This is a genomic window from Pseudomonas sp. ATCC PTA-122608, from assembly GCF_001952855.1.
GTDB lineage: Bacteria > Pseudomonadota > Gammaproteobacteria > Pseudomonadales > Pseudomonadaceae > Aquipseudomonas.
Genome location: NZ_LPNO01000007.1, coordinates 40,826 through 61,428 on the forward strand (window position 1 = coordinate 40,826; position 20,603 = coordinate 61,428).

Here is a 20,603-nt window from a genome sequence, read left to right on the forward strand (position 1 = left end):
GTGCGCTTAGAGTCGACGCCCTGCCGACTCCCCCAACAATCACGAGCGCGCGTTTTCATGAAGATCAATCTGCCGGTCACCGGTCGAAATGTGGATTTTGCCCCCGACGCCAATATCCTCTCGACCACCGACCTGACCAGCGCAATTACCTACGCCAACCAGGACTTCATCGATATCAGCGGCTACACCCGCGAGGAGTTGTTGGGTACCCCGCACAACCTGCTGCGTCACCCGGACATGCCGCCCGCTGCGTTTGCGCACATGTGGCAGGTGTTGAAAAGCGGCCGTTCGTGGATGGGCATGGTGAAAAATCGTTGCAAGAACGGCGATCATTACTGGGTCAGCGCCTACGCCACGCCGGTCACACGGAACGGCGTGACGGTGGAGTATCAGTCGGTGCGCACCAAGCCCGATGCGCGGCGGGTGCAACTGGCCGAGCGGGCCTATGCCCGCTTGCGTGCCGGTACCCGGCGGGCGCCGCCGGTAGTGGGAGTGACCCTCAAGTTGTCGGCGTGGGTGCTGGGGGCTTGCGCCGTAACGTGGGCCTTGGGCCTTGGACTGGCGACCTATCCCGTGGTCTGGCAACTGCTGGCGCTGACGGCGACATGTGCCGTGGGGGTAGCGGGCGTGCACGCTGTGTTACGGCCGCTGGCGCAGTTGAACCAGCGGGCGCGGCTGATTGCTGACAACCCGCTGAGCCAGACGATCTACACCGGACGCGGGGATGAGTTCGGGCGTATCGAGTTTGCCATGCAGATGCTGGAGGCCCAGGTGGGTGCGGTGGTCGGCCGGATTGGTGACGCCTCGCAACGTCTATCCGGGCATGCAGCGGCGCTGGTAGAGCAGCTGGACAGCAGCCACTGCAGCAGCCTCGGCCAACAGACCCAGACCGATCAGGTTGCCGCCGCGATCAATCAAATGGCCGCCAGCGTGGCGCAAGTCGCCGAGCACGCGTTGCAGGCTTCCAAGGCCGCTGACCAGGCCGGCAGCGAGACCCGGGAAGGCCACCAGCGGGTGGATGAAAGCCGCGATGCGGTGCTGCGTTTGTCCCAGGAACTAGCACGGGCCACCGAAGTGATCCATCAACTGGAAAGCCACAGCGGCGATATTTCCGGGGTGCTGGAAGTGATCCGGGCGATTGCCGAACAGACCAACTTGCTGGCGCTCAATGCCGCCATCGAAGCGGCGCGAGCCGGGGAACAGGGACGCGGCTTCACCGTGGTGGCCGATGAAGTGCGGGGGCTGGCCCAGCGTACGCAGGATTCGACCAATGAAATCCAGCGCATGATCAGCACCCTGCAAGGCGGCGCCCGGGATGCGGTGCAAGCCATGGCGCAAAGCAGCCAGCATGTGGAGGCCAGTGTCGACCAGGCCCAGCGCGCCGCAGCGGCACTGGATGGCATCAGCCAGCGGGTGACCCAGATTACTGCCATGAGCCAGCAGATCGCGGCGGCGGTGGAAGAGCAAAGCGCGGTCAGCGAGGACATCAACCGCAACATCATCGGCATTCGCAATGCCGCAGAGGTGACAGTCAGCGCCGGCCAGCAGAGCCAGCTCAGCTCAGGGGATGTGGCGGGGCTGGCGGAGGATTTGCGGCGGTTGGCGGAGGAGTTCTGGAGTAAGCGGCGCTAGTAGCGGCATGAGCTGTCTTTGTGGCGAGGGGGCTTGTCCCCCGTTGGGCTGCGAAGCAGACCCAGCAAGGTCAGTGCGGTGTTTCAGACAGAACGGCGTCGCTGATTTTGGGGCCGCTTCGCAGCCCAACGGGGGACAAGCCCCCTCGCCACAGGCTTACATTCACTCAAGCCGCGCGCAACGAAATGAACGCATAGTTCGCCGGCACCTCGGTGGCAATCCGGGCGCCGGCGTCCAGCAACTGCTCGGCAATGTCCATCCCGGACACATGGAACACCCACTCATTGGCCTGCACGTCCTCTTGCGTCGCCAACTCGATCGCCTGGGCAAACAGGCTCATATCCGGCAGGTACGCGGTAAACCCATCGCCCTTGAGCGCCGTGGTATGGATGCCCAGCAAACCACACACGGCTTCCTTGGCCTGGATGTCGTCGCGGTCAGCCTGGCGTGAGCGGCGGATCAACTCGGCCAGCTCCTTGTCCATCAACTCGCCGCCCACGATCAGCGCCGGCCCCTGCTCCCAGGATTCCGGCGGGCAATCCTTGGCGCCCGGGTTCAACGGGATGTGCGGGTTGATCTCCATCGGGTAGATACGGCACACCAACGGCCGCCGCTCGTAAATGCGGCAACGGTCGTCTTCGTCAAGATTCCGGCAGCGCCCGGCGTTATAGGCGGCAAAGGTGATTGCCACATACGCCTCGGTGTTGCCGCTGGGCACGATGGCGGAACGCCGTTGTGCGTGTTCGCGCTGCAACTCGGGCAGCCCAAGCCCAGTGCCCAGGAAACCCTCCACCAGCACGATGACATTGCCGCCGTCAGCCGCCCAGCTGCGGGCTTCTTCGAGGGTCAGGGGCACATGGTGGTCGGTGCAGCATTTACCGCAACCGACGCAGGAAAAGTGGGTATTCATGGAGGATCTGTCACCAGGCAAGGTCTGAAGGCGCTCATGAACGGCGGCGGGTTTTTGCCTCTGTTTACCGTTCTGCCTCTGTGCAAAGCAAGTTATGCGCCAGTGCTTCTATTCCTCGGGCACCAGGTCCCGAAGTACAAACACCATGCCGGCACTTTCATACAGGTGCCGGGCCCGCCGATTGGACTCCAGCACCTTGAGGTCGACAAACGCCTCGCCGCGTTGTTTGAACACGTGGAACGTGTGCAGCAATAACGCCCGGCCCAGCCCCATGCCTTGGGCACACGGATGAATGGCCAGGTTCTTGATGTAGGCGCTGGTCCAGCATTGGGACACGCCGAGGATGCCACTGGCATTACTGGCCACCAGGCACAGCTTCGGGTCGAACTCGGCGTCGGTGATGAACTGCTGGCGCCAGTGTTCAAGGGGGCCGACGCGTCCGCCGCCTTGTTCCTGGGCCAGGCTCAATACCGCGTGGATCGCCGGAGCCATTGCTTCGTGGTAATGATCCAGCTGGATATCTGCCGGCCATTGCGGCGCGGGCAGGCTGCCGATGAGGTCACGGCGCAGCAGCTGGAAGTATTCACCCACCGATCACAGGCCTTGTTGCGCCACGGTCTGGGCCGCCACCACCAGGCACTTGGTCAGTTCGGGGGAGGAGAACTTGGTGAGCACCGCATTGGCACCGGCCAGGCGGGCTTTTTCGCTGTTCATCGCACTGTCCAGGGAGGTGTGCAGCAGCACGTAGAGGTCTTGGAAGTCCGGGGTTTCCCGCAGGGTGCGGGTGAAGGCGTAGCCATCCATTTCGGACATTTCGATGTCCGAGACCACCACGTTGATTTGCTCGACAGTGCCTTGCAGCTCCAGCAAACGGTCGATCGCTTCCTTGGCGCTGCGGGCGGTGTGGCAGGTCAGGCCGAGGTTGCGCAGGGTGTGCACCGATTGCTGCAGGGCCACCTGGCTGTCGTCCACCACCAGGATTCGGGCGTTGCCCAGCACTTCGGCTTCTTCCATGGTCAGGTCGGTGGGCGCCGCTTCGATCTGCGCCGGGGCAATGCCGTGGATGACTTTTTCGATGTCCAGTACCTGCACCAAGGCGCCTTCGACCTGGGTCACACCGGTGATAAACGAACGCGTGCCACCGGAGCCAAACGGTGGTGGGCGAATATCGGTGGTCAGGCAGTGCACGATCTTGCTCACCGCCTGCACATGCAGGCCCTGCTTGGAACGGCTTACATCGGTGACGATCAGGCAGCCACCATCCGGGTCTTGCAGGGGCATTTCCCCCAGCGCCCGGCTCAGGTCGATCACCGACAAGGCGGCGCCGCGCAAGGTGGCGATGCCTTTAACGTGCGGGTGCGACTCCGGCAGCTTGGTCAGCGGCGGGCAGGGAATGATTTCACTGACTTTCAACAGGTTGATCGCCATCAGCTTGCCGCTGCGCAAGGTAAAGAGCAGAAGCGAGAGTGAGTCTGCGCGGGCTTTGGTGGTGGACATAAAAACCTTCTGTGGATCAGGGATGACGATCTATAGACCGTTATCGACTTGCACGCTGAAAACTGTAGGAGCGGGCTTGCCCGCGAAAAACGTCAACGATAACGCGGGCAACCTGAATAAATACATCGCCTTCAAGTTCTTCGCGAGCAAGCTCGCTCCTACACACAACAAGCCGTGATCAGCCCTTCCACACCTGCGGGTTCACCAGGTCCTGCGGACGCTGGCCCAGCAGCGCACTGCGCAGGTTTTCCAGGGCACGGTTGGCCATGGCTTCGCGGGTCTCGTTAGTGGCCGAGCCGATGTGCGGCAGGGTCACGGCGTTGCTCAGTTGGAACAGTGGCGACTCCGACAACGGCTCCTGCTCATACACATCCAGGCCGGCACCACGGATGGTCTGGTTTTGCAGGGCCTCGATCAGCGCCGGTTCATCCACCACCGGGCCACGGGAGATGTTCACCAGGATCGCACTGGACTTCATCAACCCCAGCTCGCGATGACTGATCAGGTGGCGGGTTTTCTCGCTCAACGGCACCACCAGGCAGACGAAATCCGCTTCGGCCAGCAACTGGTCGAGGCTGCGCAATTGCGCGCCGAGTTCCTGTTCCAGTTCGGTCTTGCGGCTGTTGCCGCTGTACAGGATCGGCATGTTGAAACCCAGGCGACCACGACGGGCAATAGCCGCGCCGATGTTGCCCATGCCGACGATGCCCAGGGTCTTGCCGTGTACATCACAGCCAAACAACGGCGCGCCGACACTGGCTTTCCACTGGCCAGCCTTGGTCCAGGCATCCAGTTCGGCGACCCGGCGGGCGCTGCTCATCAGCAGGGCGAAGGCCAGGTCGGCGGTGCTTTCGGTGAGCACATCGGGAGTGTTGGTGAGCATGATCCCGCGCTCATTGAAGTACGCCAGGTCGTAGTTGTCGTAGCCCACCGACACACTGGAGACCACTTCCAGCTTGCTCGCGCCTTCCAGTTGCGCGCGGCCCAATTTGCGGCCTACGCCGATCAGCCCGTGGGCGTGCGGCAAAGCCTCATTGAACTGGGCATTGATGTCGCCCAGCTTTGGGTTAGGCGCAATAACGTCGAAATCCTGTTGCAGGCGTTCGATCATTTCCGGGGTGACGCGGCTGAAGGCGAGGACAGTCTTTTTCATGGAAGGCGGGCTCATCGACTACGTGGGAATGGCAAGCACGCTAACATTCTTGCGTGGGGTTGTCAGGACGCCCCGCGTCCACACCACCAGACTGTTGCGATTTGGGCAACAGTCATTATCTTGTTACACTCTGTATCGCACCGCTCACCTGCGCTAATTTGTCGCATCGATGAGCGCAGCGGTTAAGACCGACCCGCTCTCCCCCGATTTCCCTCGACTTATTTCCAGGGCTCTACACTGGGAATCTGTCTTAAAGCCGCTGAGTTCAGCGGCTTTTTTTTGCGCTGAAAAAAGGCCAGGAACCCCACAACACTGGCCGGTTTCGATTGACCCAAAGGAGCTCCACCGGTGAAAACCTCGCTGACGTTCACCCCGTTATTCCTCGCGATTGCTGCAACGATCGTTCCCCTTGCCCACGCGGCAGACACCCCGACCGCCGACGGTTTCGTCGAAGGTTCCAGCTTCAAGATCAACACTCGCAACTACTACATGAACCGCGACCGTCGCGACATTCACACCGATGACAGCAAGGAATGGGGCCAGGGCATCATCGGCATTTTCGAATCAGGCTACACCCCAGGCACCGTCGGCTTCGGCCTGGACGCCAACGCCATGCTCGGCCTCAAGCTCGACGGCGGTGGCGGCACCGACGGTTCCAGCATCCTGCCGGTGAGCTCCGGCAATGGTAAAGCGCCTGGCTCGTTCTCCACCGCCGGCGCGACCCTGAAAATGCGTGCCTTCGACACCGAACTGAAAGCCGGCGACCTGTTCCTCAACAACCCGGTAATTGCCGGCGGCATGACCCGCATGCTGCCGCAGACCTTCCGCGGTGTGAGCCTGACCAACCACAGCCTGGACGGCTGGATGTTCGAAGGCGGCCAGGCCAGCTTCACCAAGCTCTACAACCAGAGCGGCCACCGGCGGATCGGCACCAGCTACGGCGCCTTGCCCAACGGTGAAGACAGCCAGCACATGGACTGGGCCGGCGTGTCCTTCAGCGGCCTGCCGGGACTGACCAGCAACCTGTACGCGTCCGAACTCAAGGACATCTGGAACCAGTACTACTACGACCTGGACTACACTTGGCAACTGAACGAACTGGTCAGCCTCAACCCGGGCCTGCACTACTACCACACCCAGGACACCGGCAAAGCCCTGCTGGGTAATATCGACAACAACACCTACAGCCTGCATTTCACAGTCGGCGTCGGCAATCACACCGTGACCGCCGCCTACCAGCGGGTCAACGGCAACACCCCGTTCGACTACATCAGCCAGGGCGACAGCGTTTACCTGGACAACTCCCAGCAATACTCAGACTTCAACGGCCCCAACGAACGCTCGTGGAAGCTCAAGTACGCCTATGACTTCGTCGGGCTGGGCCTGCCAGGCCTGACCTCGGCGGTGTCGTACATCAGCGGCAAGACCGACCTGACCACCGTCGACCCGGACAGCCGTGGTTACTCATCCTGGTACAGCGCCGACGGCAAGAACGCCAAGCACTGGGAACGGGACATCGACCTCAAGTACGTGGTGCAAGGCGGCAAGGCCAAGGACCTGGCTGTACGCCTGCAGTGGGCAACCAATCGCGGCGGCAATGGCTACGCGGCAGTGGACCGGGACGTGGATGAATACCGCGTGATCGTCGACTACCCGATTGACGTTTTTTAACCTTCAAGTTTTCTTTTAGCGGCGACGACTTATTTTTCACAGCATGGAACTAAACTGCCAGCATCTTGAGTGCCGAAGCCAGTCCCATGAGTGAACGCCGCGCCTTTACCCAGCCTGCACGCCCGGAGCTTTTGCTGATTCTGGGCAGTGGCCTTACCGTCATCCTGATCGTGATCATCGTTGCCGTACTGCTGACTCGCGAACACGCCAGCGCCCTGCAGGCGGCCAAGCGCTCCACCAGCAACATCACCCAACTGATCAACGCCGACGTATTGCGTAACGTCGAGCTCTACGACCTGGCCCTGAACGGCCTGATCACCGCAACCACCCGCCATGACTTGCCGCAGGTTTCCGCCGAAGTGCTGCATATGGTGCAGTTCGACCAGTCCACTGCTGCGCCTTTCAAAGGTGAAGTCCTGCTGCTGGACAAGGCCGGCGCGGTCACCGCCGACTCCTCGACGCTGACCCCCACGTCGCGCAACTTCGCCAACCGCGACTATTTCCAGGTCCACCAGCAGAACCCCGATGCGGGTCTGTTCATCAGCCGGCCCTTCAAGATCCATTGCGACTGCGATCAAGTCTGGCGCATCGCATTCAGCCGCCGGGTGCCCGGGCCCAACGGCGAATTTGCCGGTGTGGCGGTGGCGACCATGCGCCTGGCGTATTTCGACCAGTTGTTCAATAGCCTCACCATCGGCAGCGGCAGCAGCATCAACCTGGTGAACAACGACGGCATTCTGCTTGCCCAGCAACCCCTGCTCGAAAGCGACATGATCAACAAGGACCTGAGCGCGCGGCCTAACTTCAAAAGAATGCTGCGTGAAGGCAGCGGCAGTTTCAGCGCCATCTCCACCGTCAGTGGCACGCAACGGCTGTACACCTTCACCAGCGTCGGCGCGCTGCCGCTGATTGTGGTGGTGGCGCTGTCCAGCGATGACGTGTTTGCCGCCTGGAGGCGTGCCGCCGTACTGATCAGTGGCGCCACCGGTGTGCTGTGTATAGGCCTGCTGTGGCTGACCTGGATGCTGCGCCGGGAACTGCGCCGCCGCTATCGCGCCGAGAAGGTGTTGTCGGAACTGGCGGCCACCGACGCCCTCACCGGCTTGGCCAACCGCCGCACCCTCGACCAGCGCCTGCGCCTGGAATGGGAGCGCGCGCAACGCTCGGGCGAACCACTGGCATTGCTGATGATCGACGTCGACCACTTCAAGACCTTCAACGACCGCCATGGCCATCAAGGCGGTGACGAGGCATTGCGCAACGTAGCCCGGGTCATCGGCAGCAATATTCGTCGCCCCGCCGACCTTGCGGCCCGTTACGGCGGCGAAGAGTTCGCGGTGATCCTGCCGGATACCGACGACGAAGGCGCGAGCATCATCGCCGAGCATATCCGCAGCGCGGTGGAGCACTTGCCACCGGCAGACGGGGACGCGCTGTCAGTCACCGTCAGCGTCGGCCTCAGTACCTGGGACAAACGCAGCCGTGGCTCACTCGAAGAGCTGATGCTGAGCGCCGACCGGGCGCTGTATGACGCCAAGCACTCCGGGCGCAACCGCACCGTTCACAGCCAGACCACATGAGCCGTTATCAGCAACTACGCTAAAGGCATCCTCGAAGCAGAAGTACGCCCGATGAGCCCAAGCACCACCCGTCCGCCCCGTCCTACCCACCGCCCGGAGCTGCTGCTGATCATCGGCAGTTGTGTCACGGTGCTGCTGATCCTGCTGGTGGTCGCCGTGTTGCTGACCCGCGAACACGCCAACAGCTTGCAGGCGGCCCAGCGCAGCGCCAATAACATCACCCAACTGATCGACGCCGACGTACTGCGCAACGTCGAGCTGTACGACTTATCGATCAAGGGCCTGATCGCAGCGACCGAACGCAGTGATTTGGCAGGTGTATCGGCGAGCATCCGCCACTTGGTGCTGTTCGACCGTTCGGAAGCAGCGCCGTACAAGGGCGACATCCTGCTGCTGGACAAGGCCGGCGAGGTGATTGCCGATTCCTCGTTGCTGACGCCTAAAGCCGCCAACTTCGCCGACCGTGATTACTTTCAGGCTCACCGACAGAACCCCGACCTGGGCCTGTTTATCAGCCGGCCCTTCATGGCGCGCTGCGTGTGTGAGGACCAATGGCGCGTCGCATTCAGCCGTCGGGTTTCCGGGCCTGACGGGCGATTCCTCGGGGTTGCCGTGGCGTCCATGCGCCTGTCGTATTTCCAGCAACTGTTCCGCAGCCTGAATATTGGAAACGACAGCACCATCAACCTGATCAACCAGCAGGGCATCCTGCTGGCCCAAGAGCCGTTGCTGGAACGGGACATGATCGACAAGGACCTCAGTCAGCGCCCCAACGTCGCTCGCATCCTGCAAGAGCGCGACGGCAACTTTCGTGGTACCTCAAGTGTGGATGAGGAAAAACGCCTCTACACCTTCTCGACTGTGGGGGATTTACCGCTGGTCGTCGTCGTAGGCTTGTCGACAGAGGAAATATTCGCGCCCTGGAAGCGTGCAGCGCTGCTGATCAGCGGCGCTACCGGGGTTTTGTGCATTGGCCTGTTATGGCTGACCTGGATGCTCTGCATGGAGCTGCGCAGGCGCCATCGCGCCGAGCAGGTACTGTCAGAACTGGCAGCCACCGATGCGCTCACCGGCCTGGCCAACCGCCGCACGCTGGACCAGCGCCTGCGCCTGGAATGGGACCGCGCCCAGCGTTCAGGCGAGCCATTGACGGTGCTGATGATCGATGTGGACCACTTCAAGGCCTTCAACGACCGACATGGCCATCAAGGTGGCGACGAGGCATTGCGCACGGTGGCGCAGGTAATCGACGGCAATATCCGCCGCCCTGCTGACCTCGCGGCTCGCTATGGTGGCGAAGAATTTGCGGTGGTGCTGCCGCATACCGACAGCCAGGGCGCGTTGTTGATTGCTGAACATATCCGCAGCAGCGTTGAGCACCTGCCGCGGGTGGGCGGGGATACTGTGCCGATTACCGTCAGCATTGGCCTGAGTACCTGGACCAAAAATAGCCGTATCACACTGGAGGAGTTACTGCTGAGCGCCGACCAGGCGCTGTATGAAGCCAAGCACACCGGGCGCAATCGCGTTGTTGATGCTGCCACGCTGTGATGGTGGCAAGCGTGTCAATAAAGCGAGACGCGGAGCGTCTCTGGCAGCATTCCCACGCATAGCGTGGGAATGATCAAAACGCGCCATGCCTGGCGCACATAAAAAAAGGCCACCCGAAGGCAGCCTTTAAAAACAAAAGGAAAGAGAGTTGTTACTTACACCGCCGCGACGGGACGCATGTAAGAGATCGGTGCGGTGCTGGCATCTTCGAAGGTCACGACTTCCCAAGCATCTGTCTGCTCAATCAACTTGCGCAGCAGCTGGTTGTTAAGGGCGTGGCCCGACTTGAAGCCTTTGAACTCGCCTATCAGGCTATTGCCCAGCAGGTAGAGGTCACCGATTGCATCGAGGATCTTGTGCTTCACGAATTCGTCTTCATAGCGAAGGCCGTCTTCGTTCAGTACACCATCCGCGTCGACCACAATGGCGTTTTCAACGCTGCCGCCGAGTGCGAGGTTATGCTTGCGCAGGTACTCGATGTCACTCATGAAACCAAAGGTACGGGCGCGGCTGACTTCTTTTACGAACGAAGTGCTGGAAAAATCCACGCTTGCACTTTGTGTGCGGTCACGGAATACCGGGTGATCGAAATCGATCTCAAAGCTCACTTTAAAGCCTTCGAACGGGACGAAGGTGGCGCGCTTGTCGCCGTCTTCTACTGTCACTTCCCGCAGAATGCGAATGAACTTCTTGGCTGCGTCCTGTTCTTCCAGGCCGGCAGATTGAATCAAGAATACGAAGGGTCCGGCGCTGCCATCCATGATTGGGACTTCGGACGCGGAGAGCTCGACGTAGGCGTTATCGATGCCCAGACCGGCCATGGCCGAGAGCAAGTGCTCCACCGTGTCCACTTTGACGTCACCGTTGACCAACGTGGTCGACATCGTGGTTTCGCCAACATTTTCCGCGCGAGCAGGAATCTGCACCACAGGGTCCAGGTCGGCACGAACAAACACGATGCCGGTGTCGACAGGTGCGGGCTTGAGGGTCAGGTATACCTTCTCCCCGGAGTGCAGACCTACACCTGTGGCACGGATAATATTCTTCAGGGTGCGTTGTTTAATCATGGCTTGGACCGCTTCAGCGCAAATTGCGAACTGGTATCAACAAAGGCTGGCGATAATAGCAGACCAGACCTTTGCTGAACACCAATCACCTTCATAGCCCTGATACATTCCATTAATCGGCCTGACGACGCAGGAAAGCCGGGATGTCCAGGTAGTCCAGGTCATCTTGCGGATTCGGGCTACGGGACGCAGCAGCACCGGCCTGAGCCTGGTTGCGCATCACGGTCGGACGATCCAGGTCACGATAGTTCACAGACGGCAGTTCCTGGCGCGAAGGCGCTGGAGCGGCAGCTTGCTGGCTGGCGTGGCTGGTATGGACGGTATTGTCGATCACCTTTACAGGCTTCTCGATTTTTGCACCCAGGCCGGTAGCAACAACGGTCACGTGCAGTTCGTCGCGCATGTCCGGATCGATAACAGTACCGACCTTGACCATGGCGTGCTCGGAAGCGAAGGCTTCGATGATGCTACCCACGTCGGAGTACTCACCCAGGGACAGGTCAGGACCGGCGGTGATATTCACCAGGATGCCGCGTGCACCTTGCAGGTTCACGTCTTCCAGCAACGGGTTGCGGATGGCCGCTTCAGTGGCTTCACGTGCACGGTTCGGACCGCTGGCGCAGCCAGTGCCCATCATCGCCATGCCCATTTCGCTCATCACGGTACGTACGTCGGCAAAGTCGACGTTGATCATGCCCGGACGCTTGATGATGTCGGAGATACCGCGAACGGCACCGGCCAGTACATCGTCAGCCTTGGCGAAAGCCGACAGCAGGCTTGCGTCCTTACCGAGGATGGTCAGCAGCTTCTCGTTGGGAATGGTGATCAACGAGTCGACGCTTTCGGACAGCAGACGGATGCCTTCATCGGCGATCTGCATGCGCTTGCGACCTTCGAACGGGAAAGGACGAGTCACGACGGCAACCGTCAGGATCCCCATTTCCTTGGCCACTTCGGCAATGATCGGCGCAGCACCGGTACCGGTACCACCGCCCATGCCCGTGGTGATGAACACCATGTTGGTGCCTTGCAGCACTTCAGCAATGCGCTCGCGGTCTTCCAGAGCGGCTTGACGGCCGACTTCCGGATTCGCGCCGGCACCCAGGCCCTTGGTCACGGCTGTGCCCAATTGCAGGATGGTGCGTGCACCGATGCTTTTGAGGGCCTGGGCGTCAGTGTTGGCGCAGATGAATTCAACGCCTTCAATGTTGCTCTTGACCATATGGTTGACAGCGTTGCCGCCGCCACCGCCGACGCCGATCACTTTGATGACCGGGCTTGCGGGGATGTTGTCTACGAGTTCGAACATTTTCCCTCTCCTTTCATTTCTCTAGTTTTTTCGCCTACTACTTGAAACGGTGTTGCGGTAAATCTTTAGAAATTGCCTTTCACCCAAGCCTGCAACCGCTCGAACAACGGCGCTTTCGCTTCGTCGTCGCTTCTGTAGCTGTCGCGGTTGCTCGGGCCCGACAGGGAAATGCCGTCGGTCTGCTTTTGCAGCCCGTACAACAGCAAGCCCACACCGGTGGAATAAATCGGGTTGCGCACTACGTCGCCCAGGCCCTTGACGCCATGGGGCACGCCCAGGCGGACAGGCATGTGGAAGATTTCCTCAGCCAACTCGACCGCGCCTTCCATCTTCGAGGTGCCACCGGTCAGCACGATGCCGGCCGGGATCAAATCTTCGTAGCCGCTGCGGCGCAGTTCAGCCTGGATCAGGGTGAACAGTTCGTCGTAGCGCGGTTCGACCACTTCGGCCAACGCCTGGCGCGACAGTTCGCGCGGTGGACGGTCGCCCACGCTCGGCACCTTGATGGTTTCACCGGCACCGGCCAGCTTGGCCAGGGCGCAGGCGTAACGGATCTTGATTTCTTCGGCGTACTGGGTCGGTGTGCGCAACGCCATGGCGATGTCGTTGGTCACTTGGTCACCGGCAATCGGGATCACGGCGGTGTGACGGATCGCACCCTCGGTGAAGATCGCGATGTCTGTGGTGCCGCCGCCGATGTCCACCAGGCACACGCCCAGTTCTTTTTCGTCGTCGGTCAGTACCGAATACGCGGAGGCAAGCTGCTCGAGAATGATGTCGTCGATTTCCAGGCCGCAGCGGCGCACGCATTTTTCAATGTTCTGTGCCGCGTTGACGGCGCAGGTCACTACGTGAACCTTGGCTTCCAGACGAACGCCCGACATGCCCAGGGGCTCGCGAACGCCTTCCTGGTTGTCGATCACGTAGTCCTGCGGCAGCGTGTGCAGCACGCGCTGGTCAGCCGGGATCGCCACGGCTTGCGCTGCGTCGAGTACCCGCTCCAGGTCAGCCGAGCTGACTTCACGGTCGCGAATCGCCACGATGCCGTGGGAATTCAGGCTGCGGATGTGGTTGCCGGCAACACCGACAAATGCCGAGTGAATCCGGCAACCGGCCATCAGCTGCGCTTCTTCGATGGCGCGCTGGATCGATTGCACGGTGGATTCAATATTCACCACCACGCCCTTCTTCAGGCCCCGGGACGGATGCGTGCCGATTCCGACGATTTCCAGCGTGCCGTCGTCCGCGACCTCGCCTACCAGCGCCACCACCTTGGAGGTGCCGATATCCAGACCGACGATCATTTTGCCGCTTTGCACGTTTGCCATGGGTCCTGCCTCTTCTTAATTCTTCGCGACAGCAGGTTGCGCTGCCGTGGGCGCCGCAGGGGCCCGCCAGCCGACGGCAAGGCCGTTGGCGTAACGCAGGTCGATGCTCGCAATGTTCGTAATCTGTTCTTTCAAGGTCTTTTCATAGATGGCGATAAAACGGCGCATCTTTTCCACCAGGTTGCCGCGTCCCAGCAACAACTCGATGCCCGGGCCGGAACTGCCTGCGCCCGTGGTCAAAAACCAGCTGCCCCGCTCGCGCAATTCCAGTCGCGCAATCGAGAAACCCAACGGCCGCAGCATCTGGCTCAACGCCTGGTACTGCTGCATCACTTGCTGTTGCGCCCGCTGCGGCCCGAACAACTGCGGCAGGTGCTCGTAATTCGCCACTTCGCGAGGCGCAAATGCCTGGCCCTGGTTGTTCAACAACTGTCCATCGCCCCAACGGGCCACGGGCAGTTGTTCTTCCAGGCGGATCGTTACCTGATCCGGCCACACGCGACGAACTTCGGCGTGGGCAATCCATGGCATCTGTTCCAGCTCGGAACGCATGCCTGCCAGGTCGATGGTGAAGAAGCTCGACGCCACAAACGGGGCGATTCGCTGCTGCACGGCTTGCTGGCTGATGTAACTCAAGTCGCCCTGCACGCTGATCTTGGTGATCGGCCGGTCGGCATACGGCAGCAGACGCTGGGCGCCTTCGTACGTACCAAACCCCAACGCCACCAGAATCACCGGCCAGAACAGCGCCTTCAGAAAACCAAAATTGGCTTTCGGCATGCGCGCCGACATCGGCTCTTTAGCCACCATTCGGCTGGCACCACGCGGTACCGGCTTGCGGCCGGGAGCGGGTTGCTGATGACGAAGCGATGCGCCGTTCATGGTCTTAGCCTCGGGGCTCAATGCTTGCGGCCAAGATCGCCAGCACCAACTGCTGGAAATCCAAACCGGCTGCACGAGCGGCCATAGGTACCAGGCTGTGATCGGTCATCCCGGGTGCGGTGTTGACTTCAAGGAACCAGAAATTCCCTTGGTCATCCTGCATCACGTCTGCCCGCGCCCAACCGGCGATACCCAGCGCCTCACAGGCTTTCGCCGTGAGGTCCATCAATTCCTGTTCCTTGGTTGCGTCGAGGCCACACGGGATCCGGTACTGAGTATCGGAAGCCACGTACTTGGCGTCGTAGTCATAAAAGGTGTGGGGCGTGCCCAATGCGATAGGCGGCAATACCTGGCCACGCAGAGTAGCGATGGTGAACTCGGGACCTTGAATCCACTGTTCCACCAACACTTGCGAATCGTAGGTACTGGCCGCTTTCCATGCGTCAATCAATTCGGCGGCTGAGTTCACTTTAGCCATGCCGATACTGGAGCCTTCATGGGCTGGTTTGACGATCAAAGGCAGGCCCAGTTCCTTGGCTGCAGAAATACAATCGTCTTCGCTGCACAGCACGCTGTGACGCGGGGTCGGAATCCCCAGGCTGTGCCACACCTGTTTGGTGCGCAACTTGTCCATGGCCAGCGCCGAAGCGAGGATGCCGCTGCCGGTGTACGGAATGCCAAGGCATTCCAGCAGGCCTTGCATGCTGCCGTCTTCACCGCCACGGCCGTGAAGAATGACGAAGGCCCGGTCGATTTTCTCGGCCTGCAGGCGCGACAGGAAGTCATCACCCACGTCGATGCCGAACGCATTCACACCGGCACTTTGCAGCGCTTCCAGTACGGCGTTGCCGGACTTCAGCGACACTTCACGCTCAGCACTTTTGCCGCCGAACAGCACCGCGACGCGGCCGAAGTCGGCAGGTTGGATGGTGGAGAACAGCGAGCCGTAGTCAGTGGTCATTTCGACTTCCCCTGCGCGGCGGCAAACAGCGGGCTTGCCAGCAATTTAGGGGCGAGGCCGCCGATGTCACCGGCACCCTGGCACAGCAGGATGTCGCCGGCGCGCAGCAGCGGCTTGACGATTGGCGCGAGGTCCACACCGCGCTCGATGTAGATCGGATCCAGCTGGCCGCGTTGACGGATGCTGTTGCACAGCTTGCGGCTGTCGGCGCCCGGGATCGGCTCTTCACCGGCCGGGTAGACTTCCATCAGCAGCAACACGTTGGCATCCGCCAGTACATTGACGAAATCGTCGTACAGGTCACGGGTACGGCTGTAGCGGTGCGGCTGGTACACCATCACCAGGCGGCGTTCCGGCCAGCCACCGCGTACGGCCTTGATCACCGCCGCGACTTCGGTCGGGTGGTGACCGTAGTCGTCCACGAGCATCACGTTGCCGCCGTCCACCGGCAGTTCGCCGTAGACCTGGAAGCGACGACCTACGCCGGCAAAACCCGACAGGCCTTCGACGATGGCTTCATCGCTGACGCCTTCGTCGGAGGCGATGCAGATGGTCGCCAGGGAGTTGAGTACGTTGTGGTTGCCCGGCATGTTCACCGAGACATCCAGCGGCTCGCGGTCAGGACGCAGCACGGTGAAGAAGGTCTGCATGCCCTGCTGGCGCACATTGATTGCGCGCACGTCGCAGTCTTCGCTGAAGCCGTAGGTCACGGTCGGACGCTTCACCAGCGGCAGGATTTCACGCACCACCGGATCGTCCAGACACACCACGGCCAGACCGTAGAACGGCAGGTTGTGCAGGAACTCGACAAAGGTTTTCTTCAGTTTGTTGAAGTCACCGTCGTAGGTCGCCATATGGTCGGCGTCGATGTTGGTCACCACGGCCACCAGCGGTTGCAGGTGCAGGAAGCTGGCGTCGCTTTCATCGGCTTCGGCGATCAGGTAGCGGCTGGTACCGAGTTGTGCATTGGTGCCGGCTGCATTCAGGCGGCCACCGATCACGAACGTCGGGTCCAGGCCACCGGCAGCGAACACCGAGGCGATCAGGCTGGTGGTGGTGGTCTTGCCGTGGGTACCGGCGACGGCAATGCCGTGGCGGTAGCGCATCAGCTCGGCCAGCATCTCGGCGCGCGGCACCACGGGAATGCGACGTTCAAGGGCAGTCGCCACTTCCGGGTTGGAGGTGTTCACAGCGCTGGAGACCACCAGCACATCGGCTTCGGCAGCGTTCTCGGCGCGGTGGCCGATAAAGATTTTCGCGCCAAACGATTCCAGGCGCTCGGTGACCGGCGACATTTTCAGGTCGGAGCCGGACACCTGGTAACCCAGGTTCAGCAACACTTCGGCGATTCCGCACATGCCCACGCCGCCGATACCGACGAAGTGGATGCGACGGATGCGGCGCATTTCCGGCTGCGGCATGGCTTTCTGATTCTCAACCATGGGCCACCTCCAGGCAGATATCGACCACGGTGCGGGTTGCGTCAGGTTTGGCCAGGCGGCTTGCGGTGCTCGCCATGCTGTTCAGTCGTTCCGGTTGCATCAAAACCTCGGTCAGGCGTGCGGCCAAATCGGCGGCGCCAGTCGTTCTTTGCGGCAGCAGGAAGGCAGCGCCCTCCCCGGCCAAATATTCGGCGTTGCGGGTCTGGTGATCGTCGATCGCGTGGGGCAAAGGCACCAGCAAGGACGGCAGACCGGCGGCGGCCAGTTCACTGACGGTCAACGCACCTGCGCGACAGACCACCAGGTCGGCCCAGCCATAGGCTTGGGCCATGTCTTTGATGAAGGGCTGCACATTCGCCTCCACACCCGCTTCGCGATAGCGCGTGGCGGTCACTTCATCGTGGTTCTTGCCGGCCTGATGAAAGATCTCGGGGCGCAATTCTTCAGGGAGTTGCGACACCGCTTCAGGCAGCAATTTGTTCAAGGGTTCGGCGCCCAGGCTTCCGCCCAGGATCAACAGGTGCGCCTTGCGACCGGCCAACGGCTGGCGGGCAATGTCCATGAACAGCTCGGTACGCACCGGGTTGCCGGTAGTGCGCAGCTTGTCCGCAGCACCAAAGGTCTTCGGGAAGGCCTCGCACACCCGGGCAGCCAAAGGCACCAGCAGGCGGTTGGCGGTGCCGGCCACGGCGTTCTGCTCGTGAACGATCACCGGCACACCGGCGAGTTTTGCCGCGACACCACCAGGGCCAGTCACGTAACCACCAAAGCCCAGCACGCACACCGGCTTCACTTCACGGATCACCTTGCGCGCCTGCCACACCGCTTTGAGCAACACGAACGGCGCCTTGAGCAGGGACAACTTGCCCTTGCCACGCAGGCCGGTGACGTTGATCAAATGCAGCGACAAGCCGGCATTCGGTACCAGATCGTTTTCGATGCCGCGCGGCGTACCGAGCCAATGCACGGTGTAGCCGCGGTTCTGGAACTCGCGGGCACAGGCCAGCGCCGGGAACACGTGGCCACCGGTGCCGCCCGCCATGATCAGCACGTTAGCGCCCATGGTTCGGCTCCTCGGCGAAGTCGCTTTCGCTGAACTCCATCTCTTCGCTGCCCAGGTGGGTTCGACTCTCCCACTCGATGCGCAGCAGTAACCCGAGACAGGCGCAGCAAATCACCAACGAACTGCCGCCGTAACTGAGGAACGGCAAGGTCAGGCCCTTGGTCGGCAGCAAGCCGACGTTCACCCCGATGTTGATCAGGAACTGGCCGATCCACAGGAACGACAAGCCGTACGCTACGTAAGCGGCAAAATATTGCTTGGCCTTTTCGGCCCACAAGCCGATGTACATGCCGCGTACACACACGAATACGAACAGCGCGACGGTGCACAACGAACCGACCACGCCCAACTCTTCGGCGAGCACCGAGAACACGAAGTCGGTGTGGGCTTCCGGCAGGTAGAACTGCTTCTGCACGCTGTTGCCCAGGCCAACGCCCAGCCACTCGCCGCGACCGAAGGCGATCAACGCCTGGGTCAGTTGGTAGCCGGAGCCGAATTGATCGGACCACGGGTCGGTAAAGGTAATCAGACGGGCCATCCGGTAGGGCTGCGCCTGCACCAGAATGGTCACGGCGGCCACCGCCAGCACCACCATCAAGGTGAAGCGGAACAGGCCCACGCCACCGAGGAACAGCATCGCCGCCGCCGCCCCCATCATTACGACGGTGGCACCGAAGTCCGGCTCCATCAGCAAAAGGCCGGCCATGGGCAGCAGCACGATGAACGGCTTGAAGAAGCCCATCCAGCTTTCGCGTACTTCTTTCTGGCGCCGCACCAGGTAACCGGCGAGGTAGATCACCACGAACACCTTGGCGATTTCCGACGGTTGCACGTTGAATGCACCGAAGCCGATCCAGCGCATCGAACCGTTCACCTCACGCCCGATGCCGGGCACGATCACCATGACCAACAGGCCGAACGCTCCCACCAGCATCAGCCAACCCAGGCGCTGCCAGGTGGCGATCGGGATCATCATGGTGACGATGCACGCACCGAGGCCGATGACCAGGTACACCAGGTGGCGGATCATCATGTACAGGGTGTTGCCCGACTGCACGGCGGCCACTTCCGAGGACGCCGAGGTGATCATCACCAGGCCCAGGCCCAGCAGCGCAAGGCAACCGGCGAGCATCGGGAAATCCAGGTCGATACCGCGCCCGGTAATGAGCGGCGACGGGTACGGCTTGATGATGTTCCGCAAATTGATACTCATGCCAAGGCCTCCACGGCGCGGGCGAACAGCTGGCCGCGCTCTTCGTAGTTCTTGAACATGTCGAAACTCGCGCAGGCAGGCGACAGCAGCACCACGTCACCCGGCTGGGCCAGGGCTTTGGATTGGGCGATGGCGTCATCCAGGGACTGCGCACGCACCTGCGGTACGGCGTCGCCCAGGGCATCGGCGATCAAGCCGGAATCACGGCCCATCAGCACCACGGCGCGGCAGTTAGCGGCGACCGGGCCTTTAAGGTCCTTGAAGTCAGCACCCTTGCCGTCGCCACCGGCGATCAGCACGACCTTGCCTTGAATATCGGCACCCAAACCTTCGATGGCGGCCAGTGCCGCACCGACGTTGGTGGCCTTGGAATCGTTGTAATAGCCGACGCCATCCAGCTCGCGAACCCACTGGCAGCGATGCTCAAGGCCGGCAAAGCTGCGCAAGGCCGAGAGCATGGCGTCGAACGGCAAGCCAACTGCGTGACCGAGCGCCAGCGCCGCGAGGGCATTGGCCTGGTTGTGGGCACCACGGATTTTCAGTTCGCGCACCGGCATCAGGTTCTGGAATTCGAAGGCCAGGTATTTCTCGCCGTTCTCTTCCCGAAGGCCGAAAGCCTTGAAGTCGGGTTTGTTCAGGCCGAAGGTCCAGCACGGCAGACCTTCGCCGATCAGCGGACGGCTCAGGGCGTCCTGACGGTTCACCACCACTTGCCGCGCGCCCCGGAAGATCCGATGCTTGGCCAGGTGATAGGCCGGCAGCCCGCTGTAGCGGTCCATGTGATCTTCGCTGACGTTGAGCACGGTGGCCACTTCGGCGTTTAGCTGGTCGGTGGTTTCCAGCTGGAAGCTCGACAGCTCCATCACGTAAAGCTCGACGTCGTCGTTGAGCAGGTCCAGCGCCGGAGTACCGAGGTTGCCGCCCACTGCCACGCGCTTGCCGGCCGCAGCCGCCATCTCGCCCACCAGGGTGGTGACGGTGCTTTTTGCATTGGAACCGCTGATGGCCACGATCGGCGCCTTCGCGTTACGCGCGAACAGCTCGATGTCGCCGGACAACTTCACGCCACGGGCCGCCGCCGCTTGCAGGGCCGGTGTCGCCAGGGCTAGGCCGGGGCTCACGTAGAGCTCATCGGCACGGCACAGAAACTCGACATCCAGCTCGCCACAACGCACTTCCACGTGCGGGTAGTCACGGCGCAGCGTGACCAGCTCCGGTGGATTTTCCCGCGTATCGGCCACGGCAAACGACGTGCCCCGGTTCGCCAGGAAGCGAACCAGGGACATGCCGCTCTTGCCGAGGCCGACAACGATGCGGAAGTGGTCTGAAGCGATCAGGGACACT

At 61.6% G+C, this 20,603-nt stretch carries 16 protein-coding genes and 2 pseudogenes; 5 read left to right on the forward strand and 13 right to left on the reverse strand.

Translation table 11 applies throughout. The features are described 5' to 3' along the window. Nucleotides 1-57: 57 nt before the first annotated feature. Nucleotides 58-741: pseudogene (locus AU074_RS34800) on the forward strand (PAS domain-containing protein); the annotation flags it as partial. 285 nt (nt 742-1,026) lie between these two features. Then, nucleotides 1,027-1,632: pseudogene (locus tag AU074_RS34805) on the forward strand (methyl-accepting chemotaxis protein); the annotation flags it as partial. Between the two features lie 166 nt (nt 1,633-1,798). Here the strand turns inward: AU074_RS34805 and AU074_RS08650 are convergent. The 4 genes from AU074_RS08650 to AU074_RS08665 all read right to left on the reverse strand — a co-directional run bounded on the left by AU074_RS08650 (nt 1,799) and on the right by AU074_RS08665 (nt 5,192). Beyond that, the gene (locus AU074_RS08650; RefSeq protein WP_076014377.1) at nt 1,799-2,542 is read right to left on the reverse strand and encodes a YkgJ family cysteine cluster protein; all 744 of its coding nucleotides are present in this window, start codon (nt 2,540-2,542) and stop codon (nt 1,799-1,801) included. Nucleotides 2,543-2,650: 108 nt separating this feature from the next. Further along, entirely contained in the window at nt 2,651-3,133 is a 483-nt protein-coding gene (locus AU074_RS08655; RefSeq protein ID WP_076014378.1) for an N-acetyltransferase, read from the reverse strand. Nucleotides 3,134-3,136: 3 nt separating this feature from the next. Beyond that, nucleotides 3,137-4,039 carry a chemotaxis protein CheV gene (locus tag AU074_RS08660; protein WP_063027220.1) on the reverse strand — a complete coding sequence of 301 codons (903 nt, stop codon included), beginning with the start codon at nt 4,037-4,039 and terminating at the stop codon, nt 3,137-3,139. Between the two features lie 178 nt (nt 4,040-4,217). Then, on the reverse strand, nt 4,218-5,192 hold the full coding sequence (locus tag AU074_RS08665; protein ID WP_076014379.1) for a D-glycerate dehydrogenase: 975 nt from the start codon (nt 5,190-5,192) through the stop codon (nt 4,218-4,220). Between the two features lie 348 nt (nt 5,193-5,540). Here AU074_RS08665 and AU074_RS08670 point away from each other — a divergent pair, with 348 nt between their 5' ends. From AU074_RS08670 to AU074_RS08680, 3 genes are all read left to right on the forward strand, one after another. After that, complete coding sequence (locus AU074_RS08670; protein WP_076014380.1) at nt 5,541-6,863, forward strand: OprD family porin; 1,323 nt, start codon at nt 5,541-5,543, stop codon at nt 6,861-6,863. An 86-nt stretch (nt 6,864-6,949) separates the two neighbouring features. Then, nucleotides 6,950-8,443: a sensor domain-containing diguanylate cyclase gene (locus AU074_RS08675; protein WP_076014381.1), complete on the forward strand. Its 1,494-nt coding sequence runs from the start codon at nt 6,950-6,952 to the stop codon at nt 8,441-8,443. 51 nt (nt 8,444-8,494) lie between these two features. Further along, nucleotides 8,495-9,994 (forward strand): diguanylate cyclase, encoded by a 1,500-nt coding sequence (locus tag AU074_RS08680; protein ID WP_076014382.1) that lies wholly within the window; start codon nt 8,495-8,497, stop codon nt 9,992-9,994. A gap of 155 nt (nt 9,995-10,149) precedes the next feature. Here the strand turns inward: AU074_RS08680 and lpxC are convergent, their stop codons facing one another. From lpxC to murD, 9 genes are all read right to left on the reverse strand, one after another. Further along, entirely contained in the window at nt 10,150-11,061 is a 912-nt protein-coding gene (lpxC, locus tag AU074_RS08685; protein ID WP_003171886.1) for a UDP-3-O-acyl-N-acetylglucosamine deacetylase, read from the reverse strand. 112 nt (nt 11,062-11,173) lie between these two features. Continuing rightward, entirely contained in the window at nt 11,174-12,370 is a 1,197-nt protein-coding gene (gene ftsZ / locus AU074_RS08690; protein WP_003216225.1) for a cell division protein FtsZ, read from the reverse strand. A 65-nt stretch (nt 12,371-12,435) separates the two neighbouring features. Beyond that, complete coding sequence (gene ftsA, locus AU074_RS08695; protein WP_003216224.1) at nt 12,436-13,698, reverse strand: cell division protein FtsA; 1,263 nt, start codon at nt 13,696-13,698, stop codon at nt 12,436-12,438. 15 nt (nt 13,699-13,713) lie between these two features. Beyond that, nucleotides 13,714-14,580, reverse strand: a complete 867-nt coding sequence (locus AU074_RS08700) for a cell division protein FtsQ/DivIB (protein ID WP_029615882.1) — start codon at nt 14,578-14,580, stop codon at nt 13,714-13,716. Nucleotides 14,581-14,584: 4 nt separating this feature from the next. Continuing rightward, complete coding sequence (locus AU074_RS08705) at nt 14,585-15,541, reverse strand: D-alanine--D-alanine ligase (protein WP_076014383.1); 957 nt, start codon at nt 15,539-15,541, stop codon at nt 14,585-14,587. Next, nucleotides 15,538-16,983, reverse strand: coding sequence for a UDP-N-acetylmuramate--L-alanine ligase (gene murC, locus AU074_RS08710; RefSeq protein ID WP_003216219.1), 1,446 nt, complete (start codon nt 16,981-16,983; stop codon nt 15,538-15,540). Before murC ends, AU074_RS08705 begins: the two co-directional genes overlap by 4 nt. Beyond that, nucleotides 16,976-18,046, reverse strand: a complete 1,071-nt coding sequence (murG, locus tag AU074_RS08715; protein ID WP_076014384.1) for an undecaprenyldiphospho-muramoylpentapeptide beta-N-acetylglucosaminyltransferase — start codon at nt 18,044-18,046, stop codon at nt 16,976-16,978. Before murG ends, murC begins: the two co-directional genes overlap by 8 nt. Beyond that, the gene (ftsW, locus tag AU074_RS08720) at nt 18,036-19,259 is read right to left on the reverse strand and encodes a putative lipid II flippase FtsW (protein WP_076014385.1); all 1,224 of its coding nucleotides are present in this window, start codon (nt 19,257-19,259) and stop codon (nt 18,036-18,038) included. The genes murG and ftsW overlap by 11 nt, the downstream gene beginning before the upstream one ends. Further along, entirely contained in the window at nt 19,256-20,602 is a 1,347-nt protein-coding gene (murD, locus tag AU074_RS08725) for a UDP-N-acetylmuramoyl-L-alanine--D-glutamate ligase (RefSeq protein ID WP_076014386.1), read from the reverse strand. The genes ftsW and murD overlap by 4 nt, the downstream gene beginning before the upstream one ends. Nucleotide 20,603 lies beyond the last annotated feature (1 nt).